14 protein-coding genes are annotated in these 13,074 nt (G+C 53.6%); 8 read left to right on the top strand and 6 right to left on the bottom strand.

All coding sequences use genetic code 11. The annotated features are described in order from the left end of the window. Positions 1 to 285: 285 nt before the first annotated feature. The 3 genes from ACOYA6_RS05960 to ACOYA6_RS05950 all read left to right on the top strand — a co-directional run bounded on the left by ACOYA6_RS05960 (position 286) and on the right by ACOYA6_RS05950 (position 3,714). Entirely contained in the window at positions 286 to 2,475 is a 2,190-nt protein-coding gene (locus ACOYA6_RS05960) for a TonB-dependent siderophore receptor (RefSeq protein ID WP_138368880.1), read from the top strand. 113 nt (positions 2,476 to 2,588) lie between these two features. Beyond that, positions 2,589 to 3,377 carry a phosphotransferase family protein gene (locus tag ACOYA6_RS05955; protein ID WP_422654229.1) on the top strand — a complete coding sequence of 263 codons (789 nt, stop codon included), beginning with the start codon at positions 2,589 to 2,591 and terminating at the stop codon, positions 3,375 to 3,377. A 97-nt stretch (positions 3,378 to 3,474) separates the two neighbouring features. Beyond that, positions 3,475 to 3,714 carry a DinI family protein gene (locus ACOYA6_RS05950; protein WP_039029227.1) on the top strand — a complete coding sequence of 80 codons (240 nt, stop codon included), beginning with the start codon at positions 3,475 to 3,477 and terminating at the stop codon, positions 3,712 to 3,714. A gap of 85 nt (positions 3,715 to 3,799) precedes the next feature. Here the strand turns inward: ACOYA6_RS05950 and ACOYA6_RS05945 are convergent, their stop codons facing one another. From ACOYA6_RS05945 to ACOYA6_RS05935, 3 genes are all read right to left on the bottom strand, one after another. Then, positions 3,800 to 4,129: a type II toxin-antitoxin system RelE/ParE family toxin gene (locus tag ACOYA6_RS05945; protein WP_039029226.1), complete on the bottom strand. Its 330-nt coding sequence runs from the start codon at positions 4,127 to 4,129 to the stop codon at positions 3,800 to 3,802. Beyond that, a complete protein-coding gene (locus ACOYA6_RS05940; RefSeq protein ID WP_039029299.1) occupies positions 4,098 to 4,334 on the bottom strand; it encodes a ParD-like family protein in 237 nt (78 codons plus the stop codon). Before ACOYA6_RS05940 ends, ACOYA6_RS05945 begins: the two co-directional genes overlap by 32 nt. A 471-nt stretch (positions 4,335 to 4,805) precedes the next feature. Further along, complete coding sequence (locus ACOYA6_RS05935; protein WP_422654228.1) at positions 4,806 to 5,690, bottom strand: LysR family transcriptional regulator; 885 nt, start codon at positions 5,688 to 5,690, stop codon at positions 4,806 to 4,808. A 112-nt stretch (positions 5,691 to 5,802) separates the two neighbouring features. On the opposite strand from ACOYA6_RS05935, the gene ACOYA6_RS05930 reads away from it, so the two are divergent. Together ACOYA6_RS05930 and ACOYA6_RS05925 are read left to right on the top strand one after the other, a co-directional pair. Then, positions 5,803 to 6,936, top strand: coding sequence for an alpha/beta hydrolase (locus tag ACOYA6_RS05930; RefSeq protein WP_138368877.1), 1,134 nt, complete (start codon positions 5,803 to 5,805; stop codon positions 6,934 to 6,936). Between the two features lie 48 nt (positions 6,937 to 6,984). Then, positions 6,985 to 8,172 (top strand): MFS transporter, encoded by a 1,188-nt coding sequence (locus ACOYA6_RS05925; protein WP_422654227.1) that lies wholly within the window; start codon positions 6,985 to 6,987, stop codon positions 8,170 to 8,172. Positions 8,173 to 8,207: 35 nt separating this feature from the next. On the opposite strand, the gene ACOYA6_RS05920 is transcribed toward ACOYA6_RS05925, so the two are convergent. Beyond that, entirely contained in the window at positions 8,208 to 9,305 is a 1,098-nt protein-coding gene (locus tag ACOYA6_RS05920; protein ID WP_422654226.1) for an NADH:flavin oxidoreductase, read from the bottom strand. A 162-nt stretch (positions 9,306 to 9,467) separates the two neighbouring features. Here ACOYA6_RS05920 and ACOYA6_RS05915 point away from each other — a divergent pair, with 162 nt between their 5' ends. Next, a complete protein-coding gene (locus ACOYA6_RS05915) occupies positions 9,468 to 10,376 on the top strand; it encodes a LysR family transcriptional regulator (RefSeq protein ID WP_422654225.1) in 909 nt (302 codons plus the stop codon). A gap of 127 nt (positions 10,377 to 10,503) precedes the next feature. Here the strand turns inward: ACOYA6_RS05915 and ACOYA6_RS05910 are convergent, their stop codons facing one another. Continuing rightward, positions 10,504 to 11,007, bottom strand: coding sequence for a DUF1543 domain-containing protein (locus ACOYA6_RS05910; protein ID WP_039029221.1), 504 nt, complete (start codon positions 11,005 to 11,007; stop codon positions 10,504 to 10,506). Positions 11,008 to 11,086: 79 nt separating this feature from the next. Continuing rightward, entirely contained in the window at positions 11,087 to 11,308 is a 222-nt protein-coding gene (locus tag ACOYA6_RS05905) for a hypothetical protein (protein WP_039029220.1), read from the bottom strand. Between the two features lie 114 nt (positions 11,309 to 11,422). Here ACOYA6_RS05905 and ACOYA6_RS05900 point away from each other — a divergent pair, with 114 nt between their 5' ends. Both ACOYA6_RS05900 and ACOYA6_RS05895 read left to right on the top strand, forming a co-directional pair. After that, the gene (locus ACOYA6_RS05900; RefSeq protein ID WP_422654224.1) at positions 11,423 to 12,046 is read left to right on the top strand and encodes a glutathione S-transferase family protein; all 624 of its coding nucleotides are present in this window, start codon (positions 11,423 to 11,425) and stop codon (positions 12,044 to 12,046) included. A gap of 169 nt (positions 12,047 to 12,215) precedes the next feature. Beyond that, positions 12,216 to 12,959, top strand: a complete 744-nt coding sequence (locus ACOYA6_RS05895) for a YoaK family protein (RefSeq protein WP_422654223.1) — start codon at positions 12,216 to 12,218, stop codon at positions 12,957 to 12,959. Positions 12,960 to 13,074 lie beyond the last annotated feature (115 nt).

The following is a 13,074-nucleotide window of genomic DNA, read 5'->3' as shown; positions in this document are numbered from 1 at the left end:
TTGTCAGTATAGGGGGCAGACACCTGAATCATGATTCTTTGGGAGTTTTTACCCATCGCGGTTTTATTCAGCACGGCGCGTTTTATTTGTGACCGCAGTGATGAGCCCCCACTAAAAACCACATTAATATCATGCCTTTATAGAAACATTTTTTAACACAACCTGTTTACATTGTAATGATTATTCATATCATCTTGATAATCACTATCACCTCTGAAGGTGATGTTCTTGCGTTACGGGGCGTCAAGGCCACCGGCACTTTAAAAAATCAGGATGATCACAATAATGAAATCGCACAGTTATCGCGCGCTAAGCTCTTGTTTATTTATGACATTAGCCGCCAATGCCTCTGCTGAAGTACAAAAAGATGACACGCTGGTGGTCGCCGCCAGCCGTACGAATCACAGCATCACCGACATGGCACAAACCACCTGGGTCATTGAACAGGCTGAAATTGAACAGCAGGTTCAGGGTGGGAAAGAGATCAAAGAGGTGCTGGCGCAGCTGATCCCCGGCATGGATGTCAGCAGCCAGGGGCGCACTAACTACGGCATGAATATGCGTGGTCGTTCTATGATGGTGATGGTCGACGGCGTGCGTTTGAACTCCTCGCGCAGCGACAGCCGCCAGCTGGATTCTATCGATCCTTTTAATATCTCCCGCATTGAAGTTATCTCGGGGGCAACCTCCCTTTACGGCGGCGGCAGTACCGGCGGCTTAATCAATATCGTCACCAAAAAAGGCCAGCCGGAGACGGAAGTCGAGTTCCAGACCGGCATGAAAACCGGCTTCAACAGCCATAACGATAATGATGAGAACGTAGCTGCGGCTGTCAGCGGTGGTAACGACAACGCCTCCGGTCGTCTGTCAGTGGCGTATCAGCGCTTTGGCGGCTGGTATGACGGCAACGGCGACGAGGTGATCATCGATAACACCCAGACCGGCCTGCAATACTCCGACCGTCTGGACGTGATGGGCACCGGCACGCTGAATATTGACGATCACCAGCAGCTGCAGCTCACCACCCAGTATTACAAAAGTCAATCCGACGGCAAGCACGGCCTCTATCTGGGCGAGAACTTCTCAGCGGTGACGGGCGATGGCAACGCGTACAACAAAAATAATCTCGACTCCGATCGTATTCCGGGCACCGAACGCCACCTGATCAACCTGCAATATTCCAACACCGACTTCTGGGGCCAGGATCTGCTCGCGCAGATTTACTATCGCGATGAAAGCCTGACCTACTATCCCTTCCCTACGCTTTCCGGCGGCCGGGTCACCAGCATTGGGGCGTCTCAGCAAAAAACCGATTTCTACGGCGGCAAGCTCACCCTTAACAGCAAACCGCTGGATAATCTGACCCTGACATGGGGTATGGATGCGGAGCATGAAACTTTCGACGCCAACCAGCAATTCTTCGACCTCAACAAGGCGGCTGCCAGCGGCGGCATGAAGCTGGACAACGCCTATAACGTGGGCCGCTATCCGGGCTACAGCATCACCAACCTCGCGCCATTCCTGCAGAGCAGTTACGACTTCTCCGCCATCACCCTGAGCGGCGGCGTGCGCTATCAGTACACCGAAAACAAGGTGGATGACTTTGTTGGCTACGCGCAACAGCAGGCGATTGCCACGGGCAGAGCCACCTCCGCAGACGCGGTTCCGGGCGGGAAAACTGACTACAACAACGTGCTGTTTAACGCCGGCATTCTGGGGCATCTGACCGAACGCCAGCAGCTGTGGTTTAACTTCTCCCAGGGCTTTGAGATCCCGGATCTGGCGAAATACTACGGTTCCGGCACCTACCAGCTGGTGAATGGCCATTATCGTCTGGTCAACAGCGTTAACGTGAACGACTCAAAACTCGACGGGATTAAAGTTGATGCATACGAGCTGGGCTGGCGCTACACCGGGGATAATCTGCGCACGCAGATCGCCGGGTACTATTCCCTTTCCGACAAGACCATCAACATCAATAAAAGCGACATGACTATCAATGTCGAAGATGACGAACGTCGTATCTACGGTGTTGAAGGCCAGATCGATTATTTCTTCACCGACAGCGAGTGGAGCACCGGGACAAACTTCAACGTCATCAAATCGGAAACCCGCGTCGATGGGAAATGGGAGAAGCTGACGGTCGACAGCGCCAGCCCGTCCAAAATGAGCGCATGGGTTACCTGGGCGCCGGGCGACTGGACGTTGCGTCTGCAAAGTACCCAGACGTTCGATCTCTCTGATGAAGCCGGCAAGAAGATTGAGGGCTACAACACCGCTGACTTCATCGGCAGTTACCTGCTGCCGGTGGGCAAGCTGAGCTTCAGCGTAGAAAACCTGCTGGATGAAGACTACACCACCGCATGGGGCCAGCGCGCACCGGGTCTGTACAGCCCAACCTACGGTGCTGAGAACCTCTATACCTACAAAGGCCGCGGCCGTACCTTCGGCCTGAACTACTCAGTTCTGTTCTGACAGTGAATGCCGCCTGCAACGCGGGCGGCAGTTTTACGCCGTAGCGCAATTCTACGTTTGCATTACACTCATAAACCAGACCAACACACCTGCGAATTTTGAAGAGATAATGCATGTCTGCCAGCGATTTATCCCAGATGGGCATCGCCAGCGTGGCGAAAAAGGTCAATGACGACGGCCATACCGTTATTGAGAAGTGCCCGGTTGGCGACGTGGAATACGCTTTTTATCACTCCGCCGCGACGGAGCTTAATCAGGCAGGCATCGCGACGCCAACGCTCTGGTCCTCTGATGCCAACCTGCGCAAGTTAACCCTGGAGTATATTCCTCACCCGGTTGAACAGTCGTCTGTCGCAAGTGATAACGCTATCCGTATGCTGGGACGTCTGCATCGTTACCCGGTAAATAGTGCCTGGCGCTACCACACTCACCAGTGGTCAGCATCAGCGCTGCAAAAATCGCTCCTGCTCCTGGCCATACCTGAAAAATGCGCGCAGCAGCTACGGCGATTTCAGCAGTGCAGCGATGTGCTGTTTAGCGGCCAGGGACTGGTTTCGGGTGACAGCAACGCTGGCAACTGGGGAAGAAGAGAGAACGGTGAATGGGTTCTTTTTGACTGGGAGAGATTCGGACAAGGGAGCCCTGGTATCGACCTCGCCCCGCTTATAAAGGGGATGGGTACGAAGCAAAGGTTTATCGATCTCGCTGAACGCTACTGCCAGCTGTCCGGTCAGCATAATGTCCATGACCTGGCGCGGGAAATAGCCATTGCCAAAGCGTGGATTGTCACCGAGGTGATTGTGTTGTTGGATGCGCGGCAAAAGCGTGCATTTCCCCTTTATCTCAACTGGTATCAGGAACATCTTCCCGAGTGGTTAAACGACACAGTGAAAATGCTTTGAAAATGCGGGCGCTGACAGAGGCAGCCGATTGCCTTGACAGATTTTATTGCTGCGGTGAAAATGCTGTACATTAAAACAGTATTTATAGGGATCTGTTATGTTCGTTGAACTGGTTTACGACAAAAGAAACGTTGCGGGACTCGCAGGTGCCCGGGAAATCATCCTCGAAGAATTAACTAAGCGCGTGCACCGCATCTTTCCGGAAGCCGAAGTGAAGGTTAAGCCGATGCAGGCAAACGGCCTGAACAGCGATGCCAGTAAAAGCGATCGGGAAAAGCTGAACCGCATGCTGGAAGAGATGTTTGAAGAAGCGGATATGTGGCTGGTTTCGGAATGATGCCAAAATGATAAACGGTTCCCTCATTGGTGAGGGAATCATGGGGTAACTAACTGTTTTACCGCTCTGAATGTGCTCGCTGATCTTAACCAAGTAGTTTCAGGTCGGCTTTGCGGTGCCGCTTTTGCTCATCATAGTAATTCTCATGAGTGCCCAAACTCAGGAGGTAGATCACCAGCTTATGTTCAAGCCAGGTATAACCGAGCAGGTATTGCTGTTTCCCCATGTAAAACTTATGCACCCACAGATAACTGAGATCCCCCTTCTTCTTTTCGCCTATTTCCGGGTTTTCAATGATGTGTTCAATCTCTACATCAACGCTATCCTGCTCCTCTTTGGTCAGGCGTTTAAAGACTTTTTCAAAGCGACTTGACTGGTAGACCTCAATTTCCCGATCTGTCTTTTCTGCGCACATATTTCTTCATTCTCCCGTTATCCATTTCTGATTTCGCCAGCAGAATTTCGCTAATAAAGGAAAACGGCAGATCTGGATTATCCTCAGCAATACGCCCAATCTTAGCCCAGTGCTCAATCTGCTTGGGTACACTACGGCTCATCGCTTCTGCGTGAATTTTCACTTCTTCAACGAAATCATCATCCAGTCGAATGCTTGTTGCCATTTTAAACCTCATCATTTAGTCACCCGCGCCAGTAAGGTATTGGGATGGTTTCAATCGTTACGCCAGTTTGACGCATTACGATTAAAATTATGCGACAAATTGTCGCGTAATGCAATTTAGTGACGCGAGGAAATAGAGTGCTGCCTGGTTATTGGGTTGTATCCACTCCCCCTCTTTCTTTAAAAAAAGCAAAGGGGCCAATGAGCCCCTGAATGATTACACCCGCACTCAATGCGCAGTGATATAGGGTTCTTTCACAAACTCCGCCAGCAATCAGGCACACAAGAGGTGAACTTTTCTCCCACGATGAGTTGGGCTATCAGGTGCCGCAACGCATTGACTTTACGACCCTGAAACTGCGAAGAAAAGCGTTAACCCTGATTTACACAGGGTTACTTTGTGGTTTGCGAGGCGTCTTCCAGAAAGGGCTTGCCGGGGGCGCTGCGCTTGCCCGGCCTACAAAATTCACCCTCAAATTTTCAGTGTATCGATTACCGCTCTCAGAGCAGGTGACACGTTGCGATGGGGATAATAGAGGAACAACCCGTCCATACGCAGGCTGTAACGCTGCAACACCCGGATCAGTGTCCCGCGCTGTAAATCATTCTCCACCAGCTCGACCGGAACGTAAGCCAGCCCCAGACCCAGGCGGGCGGCCTCGGCCTCCATATAGCTGTCGGAGAGCGCCCACTGCCCCTCAGGGCTATGCCTGATGCTTTTCTCTTCCTGAATCAGTTCCCAATGATAAAGGCTGCCGTCAGCAAACTGATAGGCAATGCAGGGATGAGCGGCTAAATCTGCGGGCGTCTGGGGGAATCCGTAGCGGCGAAGATGGTCGGGCGTGCCCACCACCGCCATCTCCATGTCAGGAGTGATACGCGTGGCGACCATGCCGGGCCCGACTTCCGGTCCCAGCCGGACACCGGCATCGAATCGCTCGGCGATGATGTCAACGAAACGGCTCTCATTCATCAGTTCCAGCCGGATATCCGGGTAGCGCTGTTTGAATACCGCCAGCTTCGGCAACAGACATTTATCGATGGCATGCTGGCTGGCATTGATGCGTACCCTGCCGGAGGGGGTCTCGCGATAGTGCGCCAATGTGGCAAGCCCGCTGTCCAGCGCGTCAAAAGCGGATTCCGTCGCCTGATAGAGCTGCTCCCCTGCCTGCGTCAGCGACAGCCTGCGCGTGGTACGCACCAGCAGCTGCACGCCGAGCCGCTCTTCCAGCTCGCGTACGGAACGGCTGATCCCGGACTGGGCCAGACCAAGCCGTTGGGCTGCAGCGGTAAAGCTCCCCTCCCGCACCACCTGCATAAACAGGTACAGCTCGTTGTAATTTTCCCGTTTGGCCATCGCGCCCTCAATTCAGAACAATTTGGTATGAATCCTAGCAGTTTTCACCCTCTAATCAGCACTATTTCTGCTAACTATACTGGCCTCACCCCAACACAGCCCGGTACCTCTTATGAAAACGTTCACACACAAACTGACGGCGGCCTTGCCTGCAATGCTGCTATGTGCATCTTTAAGTGGAGTAACGACGATGAGTTATGCAGAAACAACCAATCCGAACGCTCCTGTGTCGATGGTAACGACATGGGACAAGACCTTTGCCGAAAGCAAGAAGGTGGATCACCGCAAGGTGACATTCCAGACCCGCTACGGCATCACCCTGGTGGGCGATCTCTATCTGCCGAAAGACCGGGGCAACCGCAAGCTGGCCGCGATTGCCGTGAGCGGACCGTTTGGCGCGGTGAAGGAGCAGTCCAGCGGCCTGTATGCGCAGACCCTGGCGGAGAAAGGCTTTGTGACCCTGGCCTTCGACCCCTCATACACCGGGGAAAGTGGCGGCCAGCCGCGCAATGTCGCCTCCCCGGATATCAACACCGAAGACTTCAGCGCGGCAGTGGATTTCCTGGGATTACAGAAAGAGGTGGATCGCAACCGGATCGGCATTATTGGCATCTGCGGCTGGGGCGGAATGGCGCTGAACGCGGCGGCCATGGACACCCGCGTGAAGGCGGTCGCCACCAGCGTGATGTACGACATGAGCCGGGCGATGGGCCACGGCGTGGGTGATGGCAAAGACCGTTACTCTGCTGCCGATCGCCATGCCGTATTGCAGTACCTGAACGAACAGCGCTGGAAGGACGCCGAGAGCGGCACCTTTGCCCATGCCGGGCATGATATTTATGTCGAGAACGGCAAAGCGAGCGCGGCTGACCGTATTTTGCCAGAGGCGTTACCTGCCGATCCGCACCCGGTCCTGAAAGAGTTCTTCGATTACTACCGGATGCCGCGCGGCTTCCACGAACGTTCAGTGAACTCTACCGGCGCCTGGACCGCGACCATGCCGCTGTCGTTCATGAATATGCCGCTGCTGAGCTACGCCAGCGAAATCGCTATTCCGACGCTTATCGTTACCGGTGAAAAAGCCCACTCACGCTACTTCGCTGAAGACGCCTATAAGGCCGTCGGCAGCAAACAGAAAGCGCTGGTGATTGTCCCGGGTGCCAACCACGTCGACTTATACGACAACGCTGCCGGTAAGATCCCGTTCGGTCAGTTTGAGCAGTTCTTCAAAACCAGTCTGAAATAACCCTCTGCGCCACCTGTGTCTTACAGGTGGCCTTTATGAAATCTGAATATGTCACCACTGAGCCAAACCACACATCATAAAACTCCGCACGCATACTGGGGCGGTATTTTTGCCATGACCCTGTGCGTGTTCGTGCTGATCGCCTCGGAGTTTATGCCGGTCAGCCTGCTTACGCCCATCGCCGTAGATCTCGGCGTCACCGAGGGGATGGCAGGCCAGGGCATTGCCATCTCCGGCGCGCTGGCGGTTCTGACCAGCCTGAGTCTTCCGCAGCTTGCCGGGAGCATAAACCGTAAAATGCTCCTGTTAGGCATGACGATCCTGATGGCGGTGTCGGGGCTCGTTATCGCCCTCGCCTCTAGCTATCTGGTCTATATGGCCGGGCGAGCGCTGATTGGCATTGCCATCGGCGGCTTCTGGTCGCTCTCTGCGGCAACGGCCATGCGTCTGGTGCCGCCGCATCAGGTTTCCCGCGCGCTGGCGATTTTTAACGGCGGTAACGCCCTGGCGACGGTGGTTGCCGCCCCGCTCGGCAGCTATCTCGGGGCTACCATTGGCTGGCGCGGCGCCTTCCTGTGTCTGGTTCCCGTTGCGGTTGTGGCCTTCATCTGGCAATGCTTCAGCCTGCCGAAGATGGAGAATAATCAGCCGTCACGCGGTACGGTACTGCGCCTGTTCCGTCAGCCGGTGGTTTCCGTGGGCCTGTTCGCCTGCGGCCTGTTCTTTATGGGGCAGTTTGCATTATTCACCTACGTGCGTCCGTTCCTGGAGACCGTCACCCACGTCAGCGCCTCCGGTTTATCGCTGATCCTGCTCACCATCGGCATCGCCGGTTTTGTGGGCACGCTGATTATCGCCACTTTTCTGAACGCGCGCTTTTATCAGACCTTAATGGCAATCCCGCTCTTGATGGCCGCCATCGCCGGAATGCTGGTCCTGACCGGACACAGCCTCTGGATCGTGGCCCTGCTTTTGGGGCTCTGGGGACTGCTGGCGACAGCGGCACCTACGGGATGGTGGTCGTGGATCGCCCGTACTCTGCCCGACGATGCAGAAGCAGGCGGTGGGCTGATGGTGGCGGTGATCCAGTTGTCGATTGCCCTGGGTTCCACGGCGGGCGGCATGGTTTTTGATCATATTGGCTGGCAGAGCACCTTTGCGATGAGCAGCATTTTACTGCTGAGCGCGGTGGTGCTGACGTTCTGGACTTCGCGAAAGAGCGCTGTGGTGTGTTAGTGAAAAGCCCCGGAAAATGATTCGGGGCTGAAGCATCAGAGAGAAAGTTCGGAATCTTTAATATTGGCGATGGGTCCGAGGATCGCGGTATCAAATTCGCGTACCGTGCCGCCCGCAGCAACACGTTCAGGCCAGTCATGATTTGCCAGGGCGCCACGGCCAAGCGCAATGAAATCCGCCCCCTTCTCCATCACCTCTGTCGCCCGCGTCTCATCGTGGAGGCTGCCATTTGCCATAATCGTCAGATGGGGAGCATATTTCCGCGCCAGCTCAATCAATGAGAGCGGGTTATCAGGAAATGCGGGTTGCAAGGCTTCGTATTCCGTCAGGTGCAGGTAATCGATACCCGATTGAGCAAGCAGCGAAAATACCACACGGGCATCGTCCTCGCCGTTGGCCCATTTATGGAAAAAGTCATTTACTTTCCCCTGCGAGATACGGATCCCTACCGGAATATCATGACCTACCCGCTGTCTGACAGACTGAATAACGTCAAGGCTGAGTTGAAGGCGGCCAGCGATATCCCCGCCCCAGCGATCGGTCCGCTGATTGGTATAATCCGTGAAGAACTGATCGAGAAGATAACCATTGGCACCATGGATCTCCACCCCATCAAAGCCTGCTTCGAAAACGGCGTGCGCAGCCGCATCGGCAAAGCTTTCAATAATGTCCTCTATTTCGTCTTCAGCGAGTTCACGTGGCACAGGGTATTCCCCTTCACCCCGATAAAACGTCATCTGCTTGCCAGCCGGACGAACGGCGCTGGGTGCCACAGTACCCTCCCTGAAATAGTTTCCCTGGGAGAGTGCGCCAGCGTGCTGGATTTGTGCAAAAATTCGCCCGTTCTGCTGGTGGACTGCGTCGGTAACGTTGCGCCAGCCTGCCATCTGTTCCGGGCTGGTTAACCCTGCCTGAAAGGCGTAGGTCTGGGACCATTTTTGATCAATATAAATCCCTTCTGATATCACCAGGCCGAAACCACCGCGGGCAAAACTCTCGTAGTAAACCTTCATACGATCGCTGGCGATACCGTCCTCTGAGGCGGTGACCCGGGTCATGGGCGCAACGACCAGCCGGTTTTTTAAATCAATCGTGCCAATTTTGCCCGGCGTAAAAAGAGGTAATGTGTTCATGATGTGCTCCTGATAAATTAAATCGTGAACACACTATAATCACTGTTTATTCAGGCTTAAACGGGGCAAAATGATAAGGCTGTATAACGATTATCGTTATAATCGAGTGATTTTTGTTAGCCTGTTAATGACATTTTCGACGATGCAAATACCGGAGTGATTATGAATTTGCAGGACGTTGCCCTCTTTCTGGTTATAACCGAAACGCACAGTCTGACCCAGGCGGCGAAACGACAGGGTATTTCAGCTATGGCCGTTTCAAGACGCCTCGCCTCGCTTGAAAGCGAGCTGGGAACGCGTCTTTTACAAAGGACGACCCGGTCTGTTTCATTAACGCAGGAGGGTATGGAATTTCTGCCTTATGCCCGGGCGCTTATTGAGGCAGAGTCAGGAGCCCGGGCGCTGTTTTCGCCTTCAACTCAAGGCGCGACCGGATTATTGAGGGTAACCGCCCCTTCGGGATTTGGGCGACGTCATATTTTGCCTCTGATATCAGAACTGTTATCAGAAAATCCAACGTTACGTATCGACCTGCAATTTACCGAAGATGTGGTTGATATTGTAGGGAAAGGGTTCGATGTCGCCATACGTATCGCCCCCTTGAAGGACTCCACGCTCATCGCCCGCAAAATTGCTGACAATCCGCGAATAGTCTGCGCCTCACCCGAGTATCTGAAGACGATTGGTATGCCACATCGTGTTGATGATTTACTGAAGCATCATTGCCTCAGGCTCAGCAGCGTTCCTCAATGGATGTTCGAACGTGATGGCGAACTCCTCAGGGTCGGTGTTGATGGACGCTTCAGCTCCGATAACGTCGAAGGGGTAAGAGAGTTGTGTACCCAGGGTCTGGGCATTGCGCAGCTGACCCGCTGGGATGTCATGAAAGAGATCCGCAACGGGACGCTTGTTGAGATTAATTTCGTTGATGCCAACCCTCAGGCGTTGTCAGTCTGGGCGGTGCTGCCAACAACACGTTACCTTCCCCTGCGGGTCAGCACGTTTATTGAAAAATTGAAGTTATCGCTGGTGCCTGGCAGCCAGGCTGAATTTGTCCTGCCGGGGCGATAATAGTTAATCCGGCGATGTCCCGCGCGCAAGGAGTGTGTTTTGCAGGCTCAGGCTGAGTAGCGGTCAACAACAGCATAATGTCTTCAGAACAGGACGCCGCCTGAAATGTGCGGCTGTCCCTGAGGTCTTACACCCCTATCGGTTGATAGCCCTGCCATTCCGGTCGGTCGCGGACACCTGTCTCGCAGGGCGTCAGATGAATAAACAGATCTCCGATCTTCTCAAGCAACAGGCAATCATCAACCTCTTTCAGGTTGTCTTTATGCTGCTGATCGACGCCACAGAGCAGCGTTTTCATCGCCTTTTTCTTCGCACCCTGCGCATTTTCGGCGACAAAGAGATCGAATTCATGCAGCTCGGCAAGGGTATCCGGCCTGTAACCACCCGCGTTGACGAAAAACAGTTTCTGCGCAGACGGCGATGGCTCAGGGGAAAGCGAGACGGAATAGCCATCGGCCCAGGTGATGCGGCTGTAACCATCGATATGAATTTTATCGCTATCCCCAAACCAGGCTTCACGTAGCGCAGGCCAGGCATCTTTCGGTTGGTTGGCGGCGACAAACTGAATGTCATGCACTTCAATATTCGATTTACCGGCGTTGCCACCGATATAAAACATATACAGATTCATTGATACCCTCTAAGCATGTTAATCGCTATATATTTGACTATATAACGATTATGGATGCAACTCACATGTCGGGCGTCATTCAGCCAGCTTTGTACGCCTGCCACTCGCCCCACACATTCTCTGGATCAATATCGCGGTAGCCGCGCTCTCTGATCATCTCCTCGGCAGCCTCGTCCGGCAGACGAATGGCCGTGGCGCCATCGCGGATGGATTCAACGTCCTGCCGGGTTAATTCCCGCCCCATCTCCTGTTCTTTATCAATCAGGACTACGATTAATGCGGGCACAAAAACAATCTTCATTCTTATAATCCCCTAATATGTTTGCATGCCACAGTATCATTGACAGTCATAGTTCCAAAGTCGTTAACACTCATCCGGACGGGGCTCCGCACTCAACCCAAAGGCGTAAAAACAATGCTCAGAATTCTTGGCAAAACCACCTCCATCAACGTGCGTAAAGTGCTCAGGACCTGCGAAGAAGCGGGCCTGGACTATCAGCAGGAGGATTACGGCAGCGGCTTTGCCTCTACGGAAACCGAGGCATTTCGCAAACTGAACCCGAACGCCATGGTGCCGGTGATAATCGATAATGATTTCGTGCTGTGGGAATCCAACGCCATCTGCCGCTATCTGGCGCGCAAGGCCGGGCGCGACGACCTGCTTCCTGTAGAACCGCAGGCCTGTGCCAACGTCGAACGCTGGATGGACTGGCAGGCCTCGGAATTCAACAACGCCTGGCGCTACGTCTTCCCGGCGCTGGGGCGCAAAAACCCGGACTATAACGATCCGGCCCGTATTGCGGCGGGGATCAAGGAGTGGAACCACTGCGTTATGATCCTTGAACGGCAGCTGCAAAAAACCGGCTGTTGGGTGGCAGGCGAAACCTTTACTCTGGCGGACGTGGTGCTGGGGCTGTCGGTGAACCGCTGGAAGATGACGCCTTTTGAGCATCCGGACGTGCCCGCGATTGAGGCCTGGTTTGAACGTTTAAACCAGCGCCCGGCGTTTTTACGCCACGGCAATAATGGCATGCTGTGAGCTGAAAGCTCAGGAGATTAATAATCACTTTCTTATCAAGGTTATTTTAATTAATTACTAAATCCATACCCTCCGGTGCAGCTTTAATAATTAAGCACTATCCTGGACAACCCGGGAATTGCCTTTGCTAGCCTGATTATTCAGGCAAAGCTCAAACCGGAGGTATTCTTTGCTGATTAAACTGAAGAAAGAACGAACCCATCAGGAGGATCGTCGCCTTGCCCTTTGGCTGGCCACCTCCGCAGGATTGCTGAACGCCATTGCGCTGGGGGCATTTGGCTTCTTTCCTTCTCATATGACGGGCAACACTTCGCAATTTTCCAGCGAAGTCTCTTCAACGGATCTGAACGATATTATTTTCTTTGCCACCATTATTCTGTCGTTTGTGACGGGCGCAATCATTGCGCGGATAATCGTTTTATGGGGCATTATTCACAATGTGCGGCTGATTTTTTGTCAGGTTTTATTTATAGAAGGATTATTACTGGCCGGCGTCTCCCTGTATGAATTGTTTTTCCATACTTTCACCACAAACCGTGAAATTATTGTTTTTCTCTGCGGCCTGATGGGGATCCATAATTCCACCTCCACCCAACTCTCCGGCGGACGGGTACGATCCACCCACATCACCGGCACGTTAACCGACGCGGGTATTTCGCTGGCCTCCGTGGTGGTGGCGATGCTACGCCGGGATTACTCGAAAGATACGGCAGCTCAAAGAAGTCAGCTTAAAACCCATCTCACCACCCTTTTCTCGTTTATCAGCGGGGGAATTGCCGGGCTAATCCTGTTCAGGTGGTTTGGCTTTCATGCGATGCTGGCCCTGGGGCTCATGCTGGTTTTGGTGGCCGCCTTCTCCATCATCAGTACCTCGCTGCGGGTGCGAAAAGTTCGCGCTGCACTTGGGAAATAACAGATACCGCCCTTTCGTTAAGTGACGTTGTCACTTAACGAAATCATCTTTAAGACTATTCTGCCCGCCCCCTGACCAGGCCTTACCCCATAAGGCTTAACTCCGGGTTTCCCCA

This window comes from Leclercia barmai (assembly GCF_049312895.1).
GTDB lineage: Bacteria > Pseudomonadota > Gammaproteobacteria > Enterobacterales > Enterobacteriaceae > Enterobacter > Enterobacter barmai.
This window is presented reverse-complemented; position numbering and strand designations above follow the sequence as displayed.

Excerpts from the sequence above, each read along its gene's own strand:
- ACOYA6_RS05960 (WP_138368880.1), top strand. The coding sequence starts at position 286 with ATGAAATCGCACAGTTATCGCGCGCTAAGCTCTTGTTTATTTATGACA.
- ACOYA6_RS05900 (WP_422654224.1), top strand. The coding sequence starts at position 11,423 with ATGCTCAGAATTCTTGGCAAAACCACCTCCATCAACGTGCGTAAAGTG.
- ACOYA6_RS05945 (WP_039029226.1), bottom strand. The coding sequence starts at position 4,129 with ATGTGCGCAGAAAAGACAGATCGGGAAATTGAGGTCTACCAGTCAAGT.
- ACOYA6_RS05910 (WP_039029221.1), bottom strand. The coding sequence starts at position 11,007 with ATGAATCTGTATATGTTTTATATCGGTGGCAACGCCGGTAAATCGAAT.
- ACOYA6_RS05920 (WP_422654226.1), bottom strand. The coding sequence starts at position 9,305 with ATGAACACATTACCTCTTTTTACGCCGGGCAAAATTGGCACGATTGAT.
- ACOYA6_RS05950 (WP_039029227.1), top strand. The coding sequence starts at position 3,475 with ATGTTCGTTGAACTGGTTTACGACAAAAGAAACGTTGCGGGACTCGCA.
- ACOYA6_RS05935 (WP_422654228.1), bottom strand. The coding sequence starts at position 5,690 with ATGGCCAAACGGGAAAATTACAACGAGCTGTACCTGTTTATGCAGGTG.
- ACOYA6_RS05905 (WP_039029220.1), bottom strand. The coding sequence starts at position 11,308 with ATGAAGATTGTTTTTGTGCCCGCATTAATCGTAGTCCTGATTGATAAA.
- ACOYA6_RS05930 (WP_138368877.1), top strand. The coding sequence starts at position 5,803 with ATGAAAACGTTCACACACAAACTGACGGCGGCCTTGCCTGCAATGCTG.
- ACOYA6_RS05915 (WP_422654225.1), top strand. The coding sequence starts at position 9,468 with ATGAATTTGCAGGACGTTGCCCTCTTTCTGGTTATAACCGAAACGCAC.
- ACOYA6_RS05925 (WP_422654227.1), top strand. The coding sequence starts at position 6,985 with ATGTCACCACTGAGCCAAACCACACATCATAAAACTCCGCACGCATAC.
- ACOYA6_RS05940 (WP_039029299.1), bottom strand. The coding sequence starts at position 4,334 with ATGGCAACAAGCATTCGACTGGATGATGATTTCGTTGAAGAAGTGAAA.
- ACOYA6_RS05955 (WP_422654229.1), top strand. The coding sequence starts at position 2,589 with ATGTCTGCCAGCGATTTATCCCAGATGGGCATCGCCAGCGTGGCGAAA.